This is a genomic window from Nonomuraea sp. NPDC049750 (assembly GCF_040659625.1).
Lineage (GTDB): Bacteria > Actinomycetota > Actinomycetes > Streptosporangiales > Streptosporangiaceae > Nonomuraea.
In genome coordinates, this window is the sequence record NZ_JBFANB010000004.1 from 655,028 (window position 1) to 674,494 (window position 19,467).

General features: G+C 68.5%; 18 protein-coding genes and 1 pseudogene. 12 read left to right on the forward strand and 7 right to left on the reverse strand.

Annotated features, from left to right (window positions below; all coding sequences use genetic code 11):
- The first annotated feature begins 3 nt into the window (after positions 1 to 3).
- The gene (locus AB0J16_RS14880; RefSeq protein ID WP_358538790.1) at positions 4 to 849 is read left to right on the forward strand and encodes an alpha/beta hydrolase; all 846 of its coding nucleotides are present in this window, start codon (positions 4 to 6) and stop codon (positions 847 to 849) included.
- Between the two features lie 24 nt (positions 850 to 873).
- Here AB0J16_RS14880 and AB0J16_RS14885 read toward each other — a convergent pair whose 3' ends face one another.
- Positions 874 to 1,593, reverse strand: a complete 720-nt coding sequence (locus AB0J16_RS14885) for a hypothetical protein (RefSeq protein ID WP_358444275.1) — start codon at positions 1,591 to 1,593, stop codon at positions 874 to 876.
- A 233-nt stretch (positions 1,594 to 1,826) separates the two neighbouring features.
- On the opposite strand from AB0J16_RS14885, the gene AB0J16_RS14890 reads away from it, so the two are divergent.
- The 3 genes from AB0J16_RS14890 to AB0J16_RS14900 all read left to right on the forward strand — a co-directional run bounded on the left by AB0J16_RS14890 (position 1,827) and on the right by AB0J16_RS14900 (position 6,108).
- Positions 1,827 to 3,083 carry a serine hydrolase domain-containing protein gene (locus tag AB0J16_RS14890; RefSeq protein WP_358538855.1) on the forward strand — a complete coding sequence of 419 codons (1,257 nt, stop codon included), beginning with the start codon at positions 1,827 to 1,829 and terminating at the stop codon, positions 3,081 to 3,083.
- Between the two features lie 160 nt (positions 3,084 to 3,243).
- Positions 3,244 to 3,591 carry a hypothetical protein gene (locus tag AB0J16_RS14895; protein WP_358538793.1) on the forward strand — a complete coding sequence of 116 codons (348 nt, stop codon included), beginning with the start codon at positions 3,244 to 3,246 and terminating at the stop codon, positions 3,589 to 3,591.
- 183 nt (positions 3,592 to 3,774) lie between these two features.
- Positions 3,775 to 6,108 carry a hypothetical protein gene (locus AB0J16_RS14900; RefSeq protein ID WP_358538795.1) on the forward strand — a complete coding sequence of 778 codons (2,334 nt, stop codon included), beginning with the start codon at positions 3,775 to 3,777 and terminating at the stop codon, positions 6,106 to 6,108.
- Positions 6,109 to 6,205: 97 nt separating this feature from the next.
- Here AB0J16_RS14900 and AB0J16_RS14905 read toward each other — a convergent pair whose 3' ends face one another.
- Both AB0J16_RS14905 and glnA read right to left on the reverse strand, forming a co-directional pair.
- Positions 6,206 to 6,685 (reverse strand): peptidoglycan-binding protein, encoded by a 480-nt coding sequence (locus AB0J16_RS14905; RefSeq protein WP_358538797.1) that lies wholly within the window; start codon positions 6,683 to 6,685, stop codon positions 6,206 to 6,208.
- A 254-nt stretch (positions 6,686 to 6,939) separates the two neighbouring features.
- Positions 6,940 to 8,301, reverse strand: a complete 1,362-nt coding sequence (gene glnA, locus AB0J16_RS14910; protein WP_358538799.1) for a type I glutamate--ammonia ligase — start codon at positions 8,299 to 8,301, stop codon at positions 6,940 to 6,942.
- 152 nt (positions 8,302 to 8,453) lie between these two features.
- Between glnA and AB0J16_RS14915 the strand changes: the two genes are divergently transcribed.
- Both AB0J16_RS14915 and AB0J16_RS14920 read left to right on the forward strand, forming a co-directional pair.
- Positions 8,454 to 8,999: a hypothetical protein gene (locus AB0J16_RS14915; protein WP_358538801.1), complete on the forward strand. Its 546-nt coding sequence runs from the start codon at positions 8,454 to 8,456 to the stop codon at positions 8,997 to 8,999.
- On the forward strand, positions 8,996 to 9,976 hold the full coding sequence (locus tag AB0J16_RS14920; protein ID WP_358538803.1) for a terpene synthase family protein: 981 nt from the start codon (positions 8,996 to 8,998) through the stop codon (positions 9,974 to 9,976). Before AB0J16_RS14915 ends, AB0J16_RS14920 begins: the two co-directional genes overlap by 4 nt.
- Here the strand turns inward: AB0J16_RS14920 and AB0J16_RS14925 are convergent.
- Positions 9,967 to 11,019 carry a DUF5937 family protein gene (locus AB0J16_RS14925; protein WP_358538805.1) on the reverse strand — a complete coding sequence of 351 codons (1,053 nt, stop codon included), beginning with the start codon at positions 11,017 to 11,019 and terminating at the stop codon, positions 9,967 to 9,969. The two genes, AB0J16_RS14920 and AB0J16_RS14925, sit on opposite strands and share 10 nt — an antisense overlap.
- Positions 11,020 to 11,080: 61 nt before the next feature.
- Between AB0J16_RS14925 and AB0J16_RS14930 the strand changes: the two genes are divergently transcribed.
- Both AB0J16_RS14930 and AB0J16_RS14935 read left to right on the forward strand, forming a co-directional pair.
- Positions 11,081 to 12,292 (forward strand): MFS transporter, encoded by a 1,212-nt coding sequence (locus tag AB0J16_RS14930; protein WP_358538807.1) that lies wholly within the window; start codon positions 11,081 to 11,083, stop codon positions 12,290 to 12,292.
- A gap of 58 nt (positions 12,293 to 12,350) precedes the next feature.
- Positions 12,351 to 14,123, forward strand: a complete 1,773-nt coding sequence (locus tag AB0J16_RS14935) for an NAD+ synthase (protein ID WP_358538810.1) — start codon at positions 12,351 to 12,353, stop codon at positions 14,121 to 14,123.
- 559 nt (positions 14,124 to 14,682) lie between these two features.
- On the opposite strand, the gene AB0J16_RS14940 is transcribed toward AB0J16_RS14935, so the two are convergent.
- Positions 14,683 to 15,573 (reverse strand): aldo/keto reductase, encoded by an 891-nt coding sequence (locus tag AB0J16_RS14940; RefSeq protein ID WP_358538813.1) that lies wholly within the window; start codon positions 15,571 to 15,573, stop codon positions 14,683 to 14,685.
- Between the two features lie 170 nt (positions 15,574 to 15,743).
- Positions 15,744 to 16,439: a hypothetical protein gene (locus AB0J16_RS14945; protein ID WP_358538815.1), complete on the reverse strand. Its 696-nt coding sequence runs from the start codon at positions 16,437 to 16,439 to the stop codon at positions 15,744 to 15,746.
- Between the two features lie 399 nt (positions 16,440 to 16,838).
- On the opposite strand from AB0J16_RS14945, the gene AB0J16_RS14950 reads away from it, so the two are divergent.
- Positions 16,839 to 17,828, forward strand: coding sequence for a S66 peptidase family protein (locus AB0J16_RS14950; RefSeq protein ID WP_358538858.1), 990 nt, complete (start codon positions 16,839 to 16,841; stop codon positions 17,826 to 17,828).
- Here AB0J16_RS14950 and AB0J16_RS14955 read toward each other — a convergent pair.
- On the reverse strand, positions 17,782 to 18,249 hold the full coding sequence (locus AB0J16_RS14955) for an ATP-binding protein (RefSeq protein ID WP_358538819.1): 468 nt from the start codon (positions 18,247 to 18,249) through the stop codon (positions 17,782 to 17,784). The two genes, AB0J16_RS14950 and AB0J16_RS14955, sit on opposite strands and share 47 nt — an antisense overlap.
- Positions 18,250 to 18,460: 211 nt before the next feature.
- Here AB0J16_RS14955 and AB0J16_RS14960 point away from each other — a divergent pair.
- The 3 genes and pseudogenes from AB0J16_RS14960 to AB0J16_RS14970 form a co-directional block, all read left to right on the forward strand.
- Positions 18,461 to 18,583 (forward strand): annotated as a pseudogene (locus AB0J16_RS14960) (helix-turn-helix transcriptional regulator); the annotation flags it as partial.
- Between the two features lie 112 nt (positions 18,584 to 18,695).
- Positions 18,696 to 19,283: a DUF5753 domain-containing protein gene (locus AB0J16_RS14965; RefSeq protein WP_358538821.1), complete on the forward strand. Its 588-nt coding sequence runs from the start codon at positions 18,696 to 18,698 to the stop codon at positions 19,281 to 19,283.
- Positions 19,270 to 19,410 (forward strand): DUF397 domain-containing protein, encoded by a 141-nt coding sequence (locus AB0J16_RS14970; protein WP_358538823.1) that lies wholly within the window; start codon positions 19,270 to 19,272, stop codon positions 19,408 to 19,410. The genes AB0J16_RS14965 and AB0J16_RS14970 overlap by 14 nt, the downstream gene beginning before the upstream one ends.
- Positions 19,411 to 19,467: the final 57 nt, after the last annotated feature.

Here is a 19,467-nt window from a genome sequence, read left to right on the forward strand (position 1 = left end):
GCTATGAGACTCGACGAGGTCGACGGCCTGCGGGTCGCCACGTTCGGCACGGGACCACGCCTGATCATCGCGGTGCACGGGATCACCGCCTCGCTGATGGCCTGGGGCGCGGTGGCGCGGCTGCTGCCCGCCGACTGGTCTCTGGTCGCGATGGACCTGCGCGGTCGCGGGCACAGCGCCGCGCTGCCCGGCCCGTACGGGCTGACCCGGCACGCGGAAGACGTGCTGCGCGTGGCCGACCACGTGGGCGCGGGCCCCGAGGCCGTGCTGGCCGGGCACTCCATGGGCGCCTACGTCGCCGCGCTGGCCGGTGCCGAACGCGACTTCGCCCGCGTGGTGCTCGTCGACGGCGGCCTCCCGCTGCCGCTGCCCGAGGGCGCCGATCCTGACGAGGTCCTGGAGGCCACCCTGGGACCGGCCGTGGAACGGCTGCGCCGGACATTCCCGACACCGGAGGCGTACGTCGGCTTCTTCATGGCGCACCCGGCCTTCCTCGACAACTGGAACGCCGACGCCGAGGCGTACGTGCGCTATGACCTGACCGGCACCGAGGGCGCACTGCGCTCGCGCGTGGCCGGTGAGGCGGTGCGCGAGGACGGGCGGTGGATGCTCACCGAGTCCGAGCGCATCGGCGCGGCGCTGAGCGCGATCAAGGCACCGCTCTCGCTGATCAGGGCGCCGCGCGGGCTGCTCAACCAGGACACCGGCATGCTGCCCGACGCGCTGGCGGCCACGTGGACCGCCCGCCTGCCGGGGCTCGCCGACGAGGTGATCCCCGACTGCAACCACTACACGATCATGTTCGACGAGCGCTGCGCGTCGGTCGTCGCCGACCGGCTCACGTCCTGAACCCTCCCTGGGCAGGGATGCGTCTCAGGCTTCGCGGGGAGCGATCCAGGTGGCGCGGGCAGCGGCCACGAGGGTGCCGTCGACCTCGTAGATCGCGCTCTCGCCGAACAGCTTGCGCCCCTCGCGGCCGGTCGCGCGGGCCACGACGGAGTATGCCCCGCCCGCGTACAGCCGCCGATGGATCTGTACGGCCAGCCGCCCGAGCAGCGCCGACTCGCCGGGCCCGAAGTGGGCCCAGCCGGTGATGCAGTCGAGCGCCGCCCCCACCACGGAGGCGGGCACACCGTCCTCGTCGGCCACCGTGAACGGCACCCGCCACCCGGCGGCCACCAGGTCGGTCCCCTCGACCGGGCCGGGGAAGATCCGCAGCCCGTCACCCGGCTCGCGCAGCCCGCACGCGAAGCACTCGGGGAAGGCGTGGCCCCGCCAGCCGGGGAAGCCGGCCTCGGCGCGAGCGGCGTCGTTGAACGGCACGAACTCGGGCGCCGTCAGGTCCTCGGCCACCGGGATGGCCTCGACCAGCAGCTTGTCGCCTTCGTGGAGGGACACCGTGTTGGCGACGTGCTCCAGGCACAGGTCGGTCTCCAGCGGGGTGGGCGCGTGCAGCGTGACCTCGACCGCCGATCTGTCGCCGCCCAAGGCCTCCGCCATGGTGCCGGCTATCCAGCCGCCGTTGGCGACTCCAGCCGGGCCCCTGAAACGCTCAGGAACGGTCAGCACGGTCTGCAGGGCAGCCGTCGTCATGCCACACCCTCCAACATCGCCCAAATGGCGAAATATCCGAAAAGTCGTTTTGGAACGAGCCGATTTCAACGGACGATCAGTTTCCCACACCCTGACGGGGTCTTTGCCCACCGCATAACCCTCGCGGGGCCGTAGAACTTCCCAGCGGGAGACCCGGGCTGCGCCGGATCCTCCATGTCCGTAAGATACGGGCCCAACTTTGCACGGATGTTACCTAGGAGTCAGAAGTGACAATGCTCACTCGCCGGATGCTCACTCGTAGGAGCCTGCTCAAAGCGGGGGCCATTGCCGTACCCGCCGCCGCGATGACGGCTCGGCCGGCGCTCGCCGCACCCGTTCCGGTGGTGGAGACGTCGGGGACCGCTCCCGCGTCCTTGGCCGGGTTCGACAACGTGATCAAGACCTTTGTGAAGGAACGCGAGATCTCCTGCGCCCAGCTGGCGGTCATGAAGAGCGGAAAGATCGTCCTGGCCCGCGGTTATCGCTACAGCACCGGCGCCCAGGCGATCCCCGCCGTCACCCCGACGTCGTTGTTCCGCATCGCCAGCCTGAGCAAGAACATCACCTCCGCCGCCATCATGCGGCTGGTGCAGGACGGCAAACTGAGCCTTTCGGCCAAGGTGACCACGCTGCTCGGCCTCACCCCCGCCGACACCCGGATGAACCAGGTCACCGTGCTCCGGCTGATGCAGCACCTGGGCGGCTGGGACCGCGACACCTCCAAGCAGGACCAGCTCTGGCTGGACCACACGATCTCGGCCGCGCTGGACGTACCGCTGCCGATCGGCCACGCCGAGATCATCAAGTACGCCACGGGCCGGCAGCTCGACTTCGCCCCCGGCTCGAAGATGGTCTACAGCAACTACGGCTACATGCTGCTCGGCCGGATCATCGAGAAGGTGTCGGGCATGTCGTACGAGACGTACGTCAAGACGAAGCTGCTCAAGCCCCTCGGCATCACCCGGATGCGCCTCGGCAAGAGCCTCAGGACCGAGGCCGCGGCCGGCGAGGTGATGTACCAGTCCCAGTACACGAACAAGACCGTCATGGACGAGTCGGGCACCGTCGTGCCGTACCCGTACGGCGGCTTCAACATGCCCAACCAGGACGCCAACGGCGGCTGGCTGGCCTCGGCCGTGGACCTCGTCCGCTGGACGCTCGCCTTCGACCGGCCGGGCACGGTGCTGAGCACGGCGTCGATCGCCAAGCTGTTCGCCAAGCCGGAGACTGGCGTCACCTCCTCCGGCTCCTGGTACGGCGGCGGCTGGTGGGTCCGGCAGGTGACCGGGCACCTCAACACCTGGCACAACGGCTCGATGCCGGGCACGTTCTCGTACCTGGCGCGGCTGCAGAACGGCTGGAGCTACGCGGCGGTGTTCAACCGGCGCGAGGAGACGGGGACGCCGGACTTCGACGTGATCGACGGCCAGATGAACGCCGTCAAGATCACCACCTGGCCGACGACGGACCTGACCTCGAAGTACTTCTGACCTGACGACGCGGCGCCCCTCGGCCAATCGAGGGGGCCGCGGCCGGTCGGCCCCACGAGGCCGTGGCCTGCGACTGAAGTATCCAGACGGGGGTAGTTCAGCAGGTGATGTGGACTGCGACGTCTCCCCGCCAGTGCCTCGCGCGTGTTGGAGGGAAGCCATGAAATTCATCATCGCCGCCGCCGGGTTGTGGCTGCTCCCCATGTTCGGAACGATCCCCGCCTGGGACGGCGACCGCCACCAGGTCAGCGAATCCCAGTACGAGGTCCTGCTGCATCAATGCAGGTACGCCAACACATCGCAGGCACGTTCGGAGTGCCGCGCGGCGGTCAGGGCGAACTACCGCGTCGGGGAGGTCGATTCCTCGCTGGATTGCCGCACCTATTCCAGCGTGACGGTGTGCGGCATGTTGCGGCTGAGCGCGAACGAACGCGCGTGCGTGCGGGACTCCGTGGCCAAGCACCTGTCCTATCGCCGAGCCGAAGTGGAGTGCTACGCGTTCCAGTGACCGCCGCGCCATCCACCCGGGCCGACGCTCGGGACTCAGTGATGCGCCGGTTCCGCGAGGGAGAGGAGATGTCCGCCGCGTAGATGATCACGATTTGGCGAAGCCCGCCGTACCTTGGCGATCACGATCATTAGATTCTGATCGAGCGCGAGAGGATCGAGCGCAAGAGGAGGGACAGCGACGATGCCGCTCGATCTCACCTCGTTGACCGAGGCCGGTCCGACGCTCCCGCACGGCCCGCTCGACGGGTCATGGCCGCCGGCACTGCTGCGGGCCTGCCGCCGGGCACTCCCGCGGCTCCGCACGCTGCCCGGCCCCGAACGGCTCGAGTTCCTGCGCGCGACCGCCGCCGCCGAGGAACCGGAGGCCCTGGCGGCATTGGACTCGGCAGAGCTGGGGACACGGACCCTGGAGCCGGGGACTTGGACCCTGGCGTGGGAGACCGGCGAACGACCCACGGCCTTCCACGTGTGCCCGGCCCGGCACGACGGCCCGGTCTGGGCGGTGGCGGTGGGCGAGTTCGAGGACCGCACGTTCGTGGCCAGCGGCGGCGACGACCACGTGGTACGACTTCGCGCCATGTTCGACCGGCCCAGGCCGAACCTGAAGAGCCAGCCCAGGCCGAACCTGGAGGGCCGTTCCGAGCTGGACCTGGAGGGTCATACGGCGAGCGTCCGCGCCCTGGCGTTCGGCGTGGTGGACGGCCGCCCAATACTTGCCGGCGGCGACGACGGCGGCACGATCCGTACCTGGAATCCGCTCACCGGCGCGAGCGGATTCACCCGCGACCTGATCGGCGGTTACCCGACAGCCCTGACCTTCGTCGAGGCCGAGGGCGGGCGGACGCTGCTCGCCGTGGCCATCGGCTTCCACAACCGCGGCTACCCGGAGGACGACGAGGACGGGCGCGTCGACCTGCTGGATCCGGCCACCGGCGAGCTCGTGCGCGCACTGCGCGCGGAGGAGCGGGACGCGGTACTCGACCTCGGTGTGGCGAAGCTGGGTGAGCGGACGGTGCTGGCCGCTCTGTCCCCGTACGAGCTGCACGTGTGGGACGTCGCCACCGGCGAGCGACTGGCGACGGCCGAACTGGACGACATCTGGGCGGACATGGAGCAGGACGGCCTCACTCCGCCCCTACTGATGGGCGAGTCGAACGGGCGGCCCGAAGCCGGTGTGGTGGTCCGCGTCGAACACCCGCCGGGCTACACGGTGCAAAGCCGCGAGCTGGTCTACCTGAAACTGGACGACCTCCGCGACAAATCCCGCGACCGAGGGTTCGACCGCGACCAGGGACCGGTGGCCATGACCACCCACGCCGGGCGGAACGTCATGCTCGTGGCGAACCACACCGACACCGGCAAGGAGTGGGAACGGCCCGCGAAGGCGGTGATCAGGCACCCGGGCCACAAGACGGACATCGACCTGGACGCCGACACCCGCCTGATCACGACCGCCGCCTTCGGGAGCCTGGCGGGACGTCTCTGCCTGGCCACGGGTGGGCTCGACGGGACGGTGCAGGTGTGGGACGCGCAGACGCCGCATCAGCACCGGCGGACCGGCTACGGCGGGTCGGGGCTGGCGCTGTTCACCACGGCGCGGGGCGCGCCCGCCCTGGCCGTCGGCACGCACAGCGACACCGTGCTCCTGGTGGACGCGACGAATGGGAAGAAGATCGGCTCGTTGGGCTGCCGCCAGAGCGGCCGTGGCCACGACTGCGACATATCGCCCTACGACCACTGCTGCCGAGGCTTGGCGGCCGGGCAGGTGACCGGTCGGCCGTACATCGCGAGCAGTGGCTGTGCCGCGTACGGCACCATGCTGTGGCAGCCGCTGAGCAAGATCCGCGGGATCGCGCGGAAGGACGACGCCGAGGGCGGCCGGGTCACCTTCGGCGGCCTGGACCACTCCTCACCCACCGCTCTGGCCTTCGGCGAGGTCGACGGCCGGGCGCTGCTCGCCGCCGGCGCCGAGGTGTGGGACCCGGTCACGCAGGAGTGCGTGGCCAAGCTGCCCAGGTGGGGGTTCGCGCTGAGCGAGAGTGCCTTCGGCCGGGCCGGGGATCAGCCGGTGCTGGCCACGCGGCGCGACAGCGAGGTGGACCTGTGGAACCCGCTGACCGGCCGGCACATCCGGACGCTCGGCGTGGACGACGCCGGTGCGGGCCTGGCCATGGGCCGGATCGCCGACCGCGATGTACTCGCCGTCGGCAGCGGGAGGTATGTGCACCTATGGGATGCTGCCGCCGGCGAGCGCCGGGAGTGGATCGCGCACACCTCGACCGTCACCTGCCTGAGCCTGGTCGAGCACGACGATCGGGTCCTGCTGGTGACCGGGACCGAGGACGGCACGGTGACGCTGTGGGACGCCGCCGCCCCGCGGCGCCGGGTGGCGGTGCTGGGCGCGTTCGCCCGCCCGGTACGCTCCGTGGCCGTGGCGACCATCCGCGGAAAACCGCACGTGTACGGCCAGTCCCACTACGGCCGCGTACTCGCCTGGCGCGTCGACACCGTTTGACAATGCGAGCGGCCCCTCACCGCATTTTGCCGGTGAGGGGCCGCCTTACCAGGACGAGGTCCGAACTAAACGAAGCTCCGACTTTCGGCAAGCGAGTTCAGATCGTCTCTACCCAGGTATTGGTCCAGGTGTTCCGCCCGACGCGACCGTCGACCACGAGCGCGTGCTCTTTCTGGAATTGGCGGCAGATTTCTTCGCTCTTTGGCCCGTAGCTCCCGTCGACCATGAGGGGCCAGCCGCGCTTGTTAATCTCGTCCTGCCACTGCCGCACATCCTCGCCGTTCATGATCGGCGGCTGCTTGAGGACGCGACCGGGGAACGGCGGAGCCACCGCGCTCGGGGCCGTCCACGTCTTGTCCCACGTCGTCTCGTCGACGACGCCGGTGACCTGGAGGTGCTTCTCGGCCTGGAAGTTCTTGCAGAGACGCTCGCTTTCCGTTCCATAGATCCCGTCTACTTTGATGTGCCAGCCGCGGTCCTGCATCCGCTGCTGCCATTTCTTTACGGCTTCGCCCTGCTGAGGCTTTTTGATGACGCCGGGAAATGGCGGTGCCTGCAAAGTCGGCGTAATGGTCACGAGTCGTCCTCCGTCGAGTCGTCGGCAAGGGCGGCGTTGGCCCAGCTTTCCGGGACAGGGTCATGACCCGTAATTCGCCGCCCTGATCCAGGTTTCCGGCAGGTGGATACCCGGCACCCTCGGCGGTACTCTGGGGAAGCCGACGATTTAACTCGTTCTGGAAAATGTCGATACGACCTGTTGACGCCAGGCACAGATACCGTCTGGCTCGAAGCTCGGGCGGCGCGTGTCACGAGGCACCCGCCGCCCCGCGCTTACAGGACCGGCAGGTAGCGGCCAAGCTCGAACTCGGTGACGTGGCGGCGGTATTCGCGCCACTCCGTCCGCTTGTTGCGCAGGAAGAAGTCGAAGACGTGCTCGCCCAGCGTCTCGGCCACCAGCTCGCTCTGCTCCATGACCGCGATGGCCTCGTCCAGCGACTGCGGCAGCGGCTGGATGCCCAGGGCGCGCCGCTCGGCGCTGGTGAGCGTCCACACGTTGTCCTCGGCGGCGGCCGGGAGCTCGTAGCCCTCCTCGATGCCCTTCAGGCCGGCCGAGAGGATCAGCGCGAAGGCCAGGTAGGGGTTGCAGGCCGAGTCGAGCGAGCGGAACTCGATGCGCGTCGAGCCGCCCTTGTGCGGCTTGTACATCGGCACGCGCACCAGCGCGGACCGGTTGTTGTGGCCCCAGCAGACGTAGGACGGCGCCTCGCCGCCCTGGCCCGCGATGGCCTCCGCGCCGCCCCAGAGACGCTTGTAGGAGTTGACCCACTGGTTGGTGATGGCCGTGATCTCGGCGGCGTGCTTGAGCAGCCCGGCGATGAACGAGCGGCCGGTCTTGGAGAGCTGGTAGTCGGCACCGGCCTCGTAGAAGGCGTTGCGGTCGCCCTCGAACAGCGACATGTGGGTGTGCATGCCGGAGCCCGGGTGCTCGGTGAACGGCTTGGGCATGAAGGAGGCCCAGATGCCCTGCTCCAGCGCCACCTCCTTCATCACCAGCCGGAAGGTCATGATGTTGTCGGCCGTCGTTAGCGCGTCGGCGTAGCGCAGGTCGATCTCCTGCTGGCCGGGCGCGCCCTCGTGGTGGCTGAACTCGACCGAGATGCCCATCGACTCCAGCATCATGATCGCCTGGCGCCTGAAGTCGTGGCCCGAACTGTGCGGGGTGTGGTCGAAGTAGCCGCCGGAGTCGATCGGCTCGGGGCGCTGACCCGGCTCGGGCCGGTTCTTCAGCAGGAAGAACTCGATCTCCGGGTGGGTGTAGAAGGTGAAGCCCATGTCGGCGCACTTGGCGAGCGTGCGCTTGAGCACCCAGCGCGGGTCGGCGTGCGACGGCGAGCCGTCCGGCATGAGGATGTCGCAGAAGATGCGGCCCGCGCCCGGCGTCTCGCTGCGCCACGGCAGGATCTGGAACGTCGCCGGGTCCGGCTTGGCCAGCATGTCGGCCTCGTAGACCCGGGCGAAGCCCTCGATGGCCGAGCCGTCGAAGCCGATGCCCTCGGCGAAGGCGCCTTCGAGCTCGGCCGGGGCTATCGCCACCGACTTCAGGAAGCCGAGAACGTCGGTGAACCAGAGCCGGATGAACCGGATGTCGCGTTCCTCGAGCGTGCGGAGCACGAACTCCTGCTGGCGGTCCAAAGCATCCCCTAGCGAAGACAGTACTGAGTTCCCTATCAGGATGCCGTGTCCGTGTTTCGCACACGTTACGTGGGGTCTCGGTGCGAGCCTCGCTGACAAAGAGCCCGGCCGGACCTATCGTGATCACGCAGTCAGTCTCGGGGGAGGCATTGGTGGCTATCGACCTGCTCAATCACAAGCTTGACAGGGCTTTCGACCACATCGACGCGGGCGGCGAGGGCGTCATCGAGCGGGTGGACCTGCTGGGGTTGGGTGCACGGCTCCTGGTGGGATTCGGAGAGTCCCCAACCTCGGTCACCGGCAGCGATCTCGTCGCCGGTTTCGATGGGATCTGGTCGACTCTGTCCGAAGTGCTCGGCCGGGACGCCGACTGCCAGATCTTGCGGGAGGAGTTCCGCGAAGGCATGACGGCGGCGTTCGTCGAGGGCGACCTGTACGACCCGGTGTTCCGGCCCGCCACGGCGGCCGTGGCCAGCCTCTGCGACGACGACGGCGACGGCCTGATCGGGCCCCGCGAGTTCCGTATGCTGCTGAGCGCCTTCGGCACCGCCTACGACGACGTGGACGAGGCGTTCGACCGGCTCGACCGGGTGGGCAGGGGTGTGCTGACCGTGGACGAGCTGATCGTGGCCGCCCGGCAGTATTACGTCAGCGACGACCCGAGCGCCGCGGGCAACTGGCTCTTTGGTCCCCTATGAGTACCGACGTGATCACCTCGGTACGCACCGCCCTGAGGTCCATGCTCCAGTGGAAGCCGCTGGCTCCCGGGCCGCGCCGCGGGGCGCCCGCCGCCACCACGCTGCTGGTGCTCACCGAGCGGGTGCCCGCCATGGCGGAGCCCTGCCGCATGCATCCGGCCGTGTACGCGATCGAGGCGGCCGTCCTTGACTGGGCCCGGCGGACCGATCTCCACGCCGGTCCCGGTGTGGGGTTCCACCGCATGGCGGGCCGCGCGTTCGCCGAGTTCGACGCTGCCGCGGCGGCGCTGTTCGCGCAGTGGCTGACCTGGCTGTTCAACCTCGACGACGAGCTCGACGAGGGGCCGGGCCGGCTGGAGGTCTTCCAGGGCCTGCTGGCGGGCGGCGCGGCCCACCCGCTGGAGGCGGCCTTCGCCGACCTGTGGCGGGTGACCAGCGCCCGGATGAGCGACCTGTGGCGGACCAGGTTCGCGGCCAATCTGCGGCGTCAGCACGACGCCTGCCGCATCGAGGCCGAGAACCGCGCCACGGGCCGCGTACCGACCCTGGAGCAGTATCCGGCGCTGCGCAGGGGGACCGTCGGCCCGTACCTCTACGACCTCGTGGAGCCGTGCTTGCGCGTGGAGGTGCCCGCGTGGGTGCACGCCTGCGAGCCGTGGCAGCGGCTCGTCGACGCCTGCACCGACGTGACCGCCTGGTGCAACGACGTGGCCTCACTGCCCAAGGAACGCGGCGACGGGCACAACCTCGTCGTGGTCGTGATGCACCAGCTCGGCCTGGACCAGCCGGAGGCCACGGCCTGGGTGCTCGACCGGATCGCCGAGCGCTGCCAGGACATGCGCGAGGCGGCCCGGAGCCTGCCGCTCGACACGCTCACGCCCAGGCTGGCGCGCGACGTGAGCAAGGTGGCGTGCGCCTACCTGGCCGCGCCGCGTGCCCACCTCGACTGGCTCCTGGAGTCGACCCGCTACACCTGACGACCGGCCATGGCGGGCATGGGGACGGGCGTCACCGGCATCGCGGGCATGGGAGCAAGCGTGGGGGCGGGCGTGCTCGCGGCCAGCGTGTCGCCCGCGGCGGTGCGGCGGTAGACGACCTGCTTGCCGACGCGCATCCCGACGGCCAGCCCGCCACCGCTGAGCACGCCGAGGTGCTGGCTGACCGCGCCGGGCGTGAGCGACATGCGCCCGGCCAGCGCCGAGGTCGTGCTGGGCTCGGCCAGCGCGAGCAGGATCCGCGCCCGGCTGCGCCCGATGAGCGCCGCCAGCGCCTCGGGCGCGGGCGGCGGCCCCTGCTCCCACAGCGTCCCGACGCCCAGCACCGGATAGACCAGCATCGACTGGTACGGAGCCGACATCACGGCCACCGACGGCCAGTAGAACGCGCTCGGCACCAGCACCAGCCCGTCGCCGTGCAGCCCGTCGCCGTGCCTGTCCATCGAGCACCACGGCCGGTCGATGTGCAGCCGCTCCCCCGTCCACGCCACGGCCGGATCGAGCGCCGCGAACAGCTCGCGGGCACCGCCCTGGGCCAGCTGCCGCGACCTGCGCAGCACGTCGCGCTCCAGCAGCCCGTAGACGCGCGGCCAGAACTCGGCGAAGCACGCCTCCCAGTAAGCCCGCAGCGCGTCGGCGACCCGGGCCACGCCCGCCGCCGGATCATCCATGAACCGTTCGATCACCGCCCGGTCCGTTCCCCGTACCTGGGCCGCCTCGGCGCGGGCCCGTTCCGGCGGGGTGAGCCGTACGCGATCCAGCTCGGCGGTGAAGTCCGGCAGCGGTGTGTCGGGCGGCGGTGTGATGAAGTCGGCGAGATAGCCGCTCGGCGGGACGAGCGCGAACAACTCGGTCAGATCCAGTTCCGCGAGGCGGGAGCGCACGCACTTGATCCACGGCAGGTGGATCGACTGCCTGGCCGGGTCCTGCAGCGTACGCAGGCTGGCGACCAGCTCCCACATCGGCGAGAACGCGAACCTGATCCGCGCGACGTCCTCCGGCCGCATCACCCACATCACCGACATACCTTTTAGTGTGCCCTAAATCGTTCGCGGCCACCAAAGGCGAAAGATCAGGCTTAGTCCCGTGACTAGCACTGTGATTGAGAAGCAATCGTTCCTGAGGTCCCAGGTGGGCGGACTCCCCCGGCCGTTCTGGGCCCTGTGGAGCGGCACGCTGGTGAACCGCCTGGGCACCATGGTGATGCCGTTCACCGGCGTCTATCTGACACAGGCCAGAGGCGTCTCGGTGGCGGGCGCGGGGCTCGTGATGGCCGTGTTCGGCGCGGGGTCGCTGATCTCGCAGTTGCTCGGCGGGTGGCTGACCGACCGGATCGGGCGGCGGGCCACGCTGTCCGGCAGCATGATCGCCACCGCGGCCGCGATGCTGGCCCTGGGATACAGCACCTCCCTGGCCGCGATCACGACCTCGATGTTCGTGCTGGGGCTGGTGGTCGACGCCTACCGGCCCGCGTCCAACGCGCTGGTGGCGGACCTGGTCTCGCCGGTGGAGCGGCCCAGGGCGTACGGGCTGCTGTTCTGGGCCATCAACCTCGGCTACGCGGTCGGGATGACGGCGGGCGGGTGGCTGGCCCAGCTCGGATTCGGCTGGCTGTTCTGGATCGACGCCGTCAGCAGCGTGATCTTCGCCGTACTGGTCTGGCGGGCGGTCCCCGAGACCCGCACGGCCGAACGCGAGTCGACGGGCGGGTTCGGCGTGGTGCTGCGCGACCGGGTGATGGTCGCCTTCACGCTCGTCGTGCTGGGACAGGCGCTGGTGTACATGCAGACCGTGACCATGCTGCCGGTCGCGATGGTCAAGCAGGCAGGACTGTCCACCGGGGAGTTCGGGGTGGCGATGGCGCTGAACGGGGTGCTGATCGTCATCGTGCAGCCGCTGGTGTCCGGCTGGATCGGCCGCCTGGACGCCGCCAGGACGCTCGCGCTGGGGCTGGCCATCACGGGGGCCGGGTTCGCGCTGACCGCCTTCGTCACCGATGCCGTCTGGCTGGGCGTCACCATCGCCGTCTGGACGGCCGGCGAGATCATGACGGCGGGCATCGCGGGGACCATCGTCGCGGCGCTGGCGCCCGCGCACCTGCGGGGGCGGTATTCGGGGCTGTTCGGGTTCGCGTGGTCGGTCGCCTCGGTGCTGGCGCCGCTGGCCGGTGGGGCGCTGCTGGACGTGGGGCCGCAGGCCCTGTGGTTCACGGTGGGCGGCGTCGGGCTGCTGTCGGCGGTGGCCATGCTGGCGCTCGGCCCGGCGATCAGGCGGCGCGCCCTCCAGCCGGCTCTGTGAGCGAGCCCACTTTTCGTCGCTTGGACGATAAAAACGGCACCGTACTAGGCTGACCTTTGTGGCACATCTCCGTATCGCGCTGGCACAGACCAACCCGACCGTAGGCGACCTCTCCGGCAACGCCGACCGACTGCTCACGTGGACCCGCGACGCCGCGGACCGCGGCGCGCACCTGGTCGTGTTCACGGAGATGTTCTTGACCGGCTATCCGGTGGAGGACCTGGTCCTGCGCACGTCCTTCGTGGACGCCAGCATCAGGACGCTGGGCGAGGTCGCGCTCAGACTGCGGGAGGAGGGGCTGGGCGAGCTGCCCGTGGTCGTCGGCTACGTCGACCGGGCGGGGCTCGCGCCGCGCATCGGCCAGCCCAAGGGCGCCTCACTCGACGCCGCCGCGGTGCTCTACCGGGGCGAGGTCGTCGTCCGCACGGCCAAGCACCACCTGCCCAACTACGGGGTGTTCGACGAATACCGCTACTTCGTGCGCGGCGACCGGCTGCCGATCTTCCGGCTGCACGGGGTCGACGTGGCGATCGCGGTCTGCGAGGACCTGTGGCAGGAGGGCGGCCCGGTGGCCGTGGTCGGCCAGGCCGGTGCCGGTCTGCTGGTCGCGCCCAACGCCTCGCCGTACGAGAAGGAGAAGGACGACGTACGCCTGGAGCTGTGCGCGCGCCGGGCGCGTGAGGCCGGGTGCGCGCTCGTCTACGTCAACCAGGTCGGCGGTCAGGACGAGCTGGTCTTCGACGGCGACTCGATCGTGGTGGACGCGGCGGGCGAGCTGGTGGCGCGCGCCGGGCAGTTCCGCGAGGAACTGCTCGTGGTGGACCTGGACCTCCCGGTCTCCACCGCCGAGACCGGGTCGTTCCCGTACGACACGGGCGACGGCTCCACCATCACCGTGGACCGCCTGGTGCTGTCGTCCGACCCGGTCGAGCCGCGCGAGCCCGTGCCCGCGCCGGTGGCCGAGCGCCTGGACCCGCACGCGGAGGTCTACTCGGCGCTGGTGCTGGCCGTACGCGACTACGTGGTCAAGAACGGCTTCCAGTCGGTGATCCTGGGCCTGTCCGGCGGCATCGACTCGGCACTGACCGCGACCATCGCCTCCGACGCGATCGGGCCCGATCGCGTCCACGTGGTGCTGATGCCCTCGCGCTACTCCTCCGACCACTCCCTCGGCGACGCCGAGGAGCTGGTACGCAGGCAGGGCATCAACGCCCAGGTGGTGCCGATCGGCGAGATCGTCGACGCCTTCGAGAAGGAGATCGACCTGTCCGGGCTGGCCGCCGAGAACCTTCAGGCCCGCGTCCGCGGCACGATCCTGATGGGCCTGTCCAACGAGCACGGCCATCTGGTGCTGACGACCGGCAACAAGAGCGAGCTGGCGACGGGCTACTCCACACTGTACGGCGACTCGGCGGGCGGCTTCGCCCCGATCAAGGACGTACCGAAGACGATGGTGTGGGAGCTGTCCCGCTGGCGCAACGCCCACGGCGACCCATCGTTCCGCCTCGACGCCGAGCGGCCCATCCCGGAGAACTCGATCACCAAGGAGCCGAGCGCCGAACTGCGGCCCGACCAGCGCGACACCGACTCGCTGCCGCCGTACGAGGTGCTGGACCGGCTGCTGGACGACTACGTCGAGAAGGACATGGGCGTACAGGAGCTCATCACGGCCGGCCACGACCCCGCCCTGGTGACGCGCATCATCCGGCTGGTGGACACGGCGGAGTACAAGCGCCGCCAGTACCCGCCGGGCCCGAAGATCACCCCGAAGAACTTCGGCCGCGACCGCCGCCTCCCCATCACCAACAGGTGGCGCGAAACCACCTCCTAAGGCAAGGTCCTCGTCACGGGGGCGCTGCGCGCTCATGGGCTCGGGCAGCGCCTCCCAGGGGGCTGCCGCCCCCTTCGACCCCCGACAGGCATGGTCCTCGCTGCGCTCGGGCAGCCTCACTGGGGGCTTCGCCCCTTAGCGAGGGGGCTTGCCAGCCCCCTCGCGCTCCCCCGGCCCCAGGCCAGTTGGACACCTCTTTCCACCACCCAGAGCCGTCATGAACGCGCGCTAGTGGACTTCATCGACCTGGTGCGCGACCTCCATCTGGCCAACGCCGGCACCTGATCACCCGCAGCCCCATCAGCCCCGAAAGACTCCTGGGCGGACCCCACTACGCTCTGCGGCTCGCTCACCTCCCGACTCATGCTCACTTTTCGTGATTGCAGTAGCGCCGAGAGCAACGACATGTTGTCATTGGTCTCGCCCCTTCCCTCCGGACGAGAACCCCCGATGCCACCACGTTCCCGTGCCCGCGCCGCCGCACGCCCTCGGACACAGAAAGAGCCGCAGAAAAAGAAGCCAGCCCGAGAAGAGGAGCGCCCACGAAGTAGCCCAGCGCTTACGCCTCCGGGATGACGATCCCCAGGCTGATCGGGTCCCGCTCGTCGGGGTCCGGACCGCTGCGCACACCGGTGTCGAGCGCGTCGACGCGTGCGATCTCCTCTGCTGACAGTTCGAAGTCGAACACATCGAAATTCTCGGCGATGCGGGCGGGGTTGACGGACTTCGGGATGGCGGAACGCCCCTGCTGCAAGTGCCAGCGAAGCATGACCTGCGCCGGCGTCTTCCCATGCGCGACGGCGATCTGGCCCAGCACCGGATCGGAAAGCACGCTTCTGCGATGCTCACCCCAGCCGGGATAGAAGGTGATGCCGCCGATGGGCGACCACGCCTGGGTGAGGATGCCGTGCTCCGCGTCGGCCCGCTGCACCTCCGGCTGAGTGAAGTAGGGATGCAGCTCGATCTGGTTCACCGCGGGCACGACATCGGTGCGTTCGATCAGCTCGGCCAGGTGCCGGGGCATGAAGTTGCTGATCCCGATGGAGCGGACCTTCCCGTCGGACAAGAGCTTCTCCAGCGCTCGATAGGCGGCGATGGTCGCCTCGAATCCCTTCGGCGCCGGTTGATGCAGGATCAGCAGGTCGATCTGCTCCATACCGAGCTTCCCGGCGGCCTTGTCGAAGGCATGCAGAGTCTGGTCGTACCCGTAGTCGCTCACCCAGACCTTGGTCTCGATGAACACCTCCGAGCGGTCCAGCCCTGAACGGCGAATGCCCTCGCCCACCTCACGCTCGTTGCCGTACGCGGCAGCGGTGTCGATGTGCCGGTAGCCCGTCTTCAGCGCGGTCTCGACCGCCGCGGCGGTCTCTTCCGGAGACGACTGGAAGACGCCGAAGCCGAGAGCCGGCATCACGACGCCGTTATTCAGCTGGAGAGAAATAGTGGTCATGTCATCCACCGTAGGAAGCCTCGGCCGCGTGAGGGAGAGCACGCCAGTACCTCCCAGGCCAGGAATAGATGGAGCGCCGAGCTGACAGCTTCTGGCACCACCGGTCACGCCGGGCCCTTTCGCGGCCGTTGGGCCAGGGGCGTAAGGACGCGAAGAGTTCAGCGAGGCAGCTAGTGGAGTGCCGCCTCCGCCTTTTCATAGGCCTCCTGGGCGATCTGGGGGAGCAGTTTGGCGGGATTAGCGCGAGGGCGCGGTTCCTGATTCGGGATCCGGATCTCCAGCAGATAGCGCGAGGTCTGGATCACCTCCACCCAGTGCCAGATGGGGACCTTCCCGCTGCCGGTGATGCGATAGGCCCAGGCTCGTTCGCCCAGCTGTGGAACATCCATCGGCTGGATGTCTCCGGATCCGACGTCCGCATCGGACAGGTGGCGGCATCGCGCGGGCAGACTCGGATCCCCAAGTCGGTTCAGCATGTCCGGGGAGCCGGTGATGATCGCCTCGCTGAAGCCCGCGCCCTCGGGCCGTCGCAGGTGCTGCGTCCCTGGCTTCGGGATGGGCTCGCTGATCATGGTGACGGCCATCTGCACACCTGCGGTGTTGTACTTTTGCAGCACCTCGAACCACATTCCGGCGGTCCACTTGTCACACTCCTCCGGCCCCACGAAAGGGCTGCTGATCTGGCGCTGTGGAATGAAAGTGGACTCCAGGTCGGCGACGGGCAACGCAACGACGGCACCCGGCACGTACGACCATTCCCGCACATCTCGGAAGCGAGTGAGCAGGGCCGCGGCCAGCCGTGGGTCGCCTGCGCCCGAATCAGGGTTGGGAGTTTTGTCGTCCTGCCCTCGTTTCATGATCCGCACATCCAGCCACGCCGACGCGGACGCACTCGGCGAAGGAGACACGGATAACGACGCCGACGCGGTCGCACTCGGCGGAGGAGACGCGGATGTAGCGGTCCGGGCTGCGATGTTGGCCGGTTGTACGCCACACCCAGAGGCGGCCACGCCCAATACTGCGGCGACCCACCTCACCGCCCTGTGACGTGTCATACTCCACCTCCCGAAGCCAGGCGCTCGAAAGGTCGAGGCCGAAGATCAATTATCAACCCTTTCCGGGCTGCGTCCGCGAAAGCGTTGATCTCCTGACCCCCGCTGGCCGACGACGGGCACGCCTCCCGACTGGCCCACCCAATACGAGGCAGAGGCAGCCAACAAATGGGAGCGCCAGATTGCCCCCGCCCCCGTTACACTCCGGCAATGATGGATGTGATCTTCCCTCCCAAGCTGACCGACGGCGACGTCGTACGAGTGGTGGCGCCGGCCGTGTCCCGCGCGTTCGTGATGGAACACGACCACACCGACATCATCAACTCCCGCTTCGCCGAACTCGGCCTGACACTCTCCTATGGCAGCCATGTCGACGAGCGAGACGCGTTCAATTCCTCCAGCATCGCCTCACGCGTCACCGACCTGCACGAGGCATTCGCGGACCCATCGGTAGCGGGGATTCTGACGGTCATCGGCGGCTACAACTCCAATGAGCTGCTGCCGTACCTGGACTGGCAATTGATCCGCGCCAACCCGAAAATCTTGTGCGGATACTCCGATATCACGGCGCTCCAGAACGCCATCCTCGCCCGCACCGGGTTGGTCACCTACTCCGGCCCGCACTGGTCGACATTCGGAATGCGAGACCACCTCGAGCAGACCTTGCGCTGGTTCACCTCGGTCATGTTCGACACCGCTCCGATCAGCCTGACCCCGGCAACCCACTGGAGCGACGATCTCTGGTTCCTCGACCAGGACAAGCGCGAGCTGACACCCAACGAGGGATGGTGGGCGATCCGGCCCGGCGTCGCCGAGGGGCGAATCGTCGGCGGCAATCTGTGCACCCTCAACCTGCTGCAAGGCACCGCCTTCATGCCGTCTCTCGACGACGCGATACTGATCATCGAGGACGACTTCGAGTCGCAGCCGGCGGCCTTCGCCCGCAATCTGACCTCGCTGCTACAACTTCCCGACGCTCCAGGGATTCGAGGACTGGCGATCGGACGGTTCCAGCGCGCCAGCAATATGACCCGCCCATTGCTGGAACAGATCATCGACGCCCAGCCGACACTGACCGGCATCCCCGTCCTCGCCAACATCGACGTCGGCCATACCAACCCCTTGGCCACCTTTCCGGTCGGCGGCCAGGCCCAGCTCACCGTCGCCAACGGCCAGACAAGCCTGACGCTCCTACGTCACTGACCGGGGGCTGGCCGAGGTCGGTCCACACGACACGATGGCCGGCCGTGGTGACGTACGTCCCCCAGCGCCCACCGGACAACTCCTGCACGATGCGCATCCCACGCCCGGACTCGCCATCAAGGGCCAGGTTCTCGGGAAGGTGCGGTTCAGAGGCGAGAGCTCCAGGATCGGCGACCTCGATACGGAGGCAGTCCACGCCCCGGCCGATGCTCTCCGTCACCCACTCGCGGTGCGGTCCCCCCTCCACGTGCGTGCAGGCGTTGGCGACCAGCTCGGTGACGACCTGTTGCGCGTCACCGAGCACCGGATGATCGGCTGCCAGCCACCAGGCGACGGCCGCTCGTGCGTGCCGTGGCGCTTCGAGGCTGCGGCGCAGCCTGGTCGCTCCGATGAGATTTGCGCCTTCTATTCGTACGAGCATGCAAATCACCGACTTTGTCCGTCGTCGCATTGGCTTTCGACATTACAAGATCGAGAGCCTTCCGTATTCGGAATACAGCCCAATCTCTGAATTCGCTTTCCAGAATGCCGCCCGCCAGCTACGTTATGCAGTTGACAATGTGCACACCTAACTCCCACCTCCCAGCCGGGATTGTGTGTGCACCCGTGAACATGAAGGTGGTGATGCGTTCATGGCCGCCGGCGAACTAACCCCAGGAGCGAGTGCGCTCACGCTTTTTGGCGCCGAACTACGAAGATTGCGCCACGAAAAGGGCATAACTCAGGAGCAAATCGCCGACGCGATCCACGTCAGCAAGAGCCTGGTGCCAGATCGAGAACGCCAACCGGACGCCGAGCCGCGAGTTCACCGAGGAAGTAGAGAGATTTCTGGGGCTCACGGGGGAATTGCTCCGGATCTGGCCATTGGTGACGAAGACGGCGAGCCCGGCATGGTTTCGCGAATGGCCGAAGATCGAGGCCGAGGCGCGCACCCTACGGACCTGGCAACCGCTGGTCATTCCCGGGCTTCTGCAGACTCGCGAGTACGCACGGGCTGTCCTGCGGGGGCAGCCGGGTATCTCCGAGGACCAGATCAACGAGACAATGGGAGCTCGCATGGCGCGCCAAGCGGTGTTCGAACGTCCCACCCCTCCCCTCTACTCGGCCCTCATTGACGAGGGCGTTCTCGCCAGGCCTATCGGCGGGCCGGAGGTGATGCGGGAACAACTCGAACATCTGGTGAAACTGTTGAGTCACCCGTGCATCACGCTGCAAGTGGTTCCGATGGCCGTGGTGCCCACGATCGGGCTGCTGGGCGGCTTCGTCATCGCCCAGCTACCCAAAGGGGCAGATGTCCTTTACCTGGACTCAGCAGCTGATGGCGAGGTAACGGATCGCGAAGACAAGGTGCGCACGGTTAGTGTCAGATATGACGCGATCCGGTCATGGGCTCAACCGGTGAACGAGACAGAAGCCGCAATACGCGAGAAGATGGTGACTTATGAACGTCCATGATGACTTGGCCGCTGAACTGGCAGCCGCCACCTGGCGCAAGGCCACCAAGTCCGGCGCCAATGGAGGCGACTGCATCGAGATCGCCCCTCTAGCCTCGATCTTTCTCGACCTTGAGCTGGTCGGTTGAGGGATTCGGCTTGAGGTCGATTGCCCGGCTGTGGTCAGCGTGAGTGCCCGGCTGTCG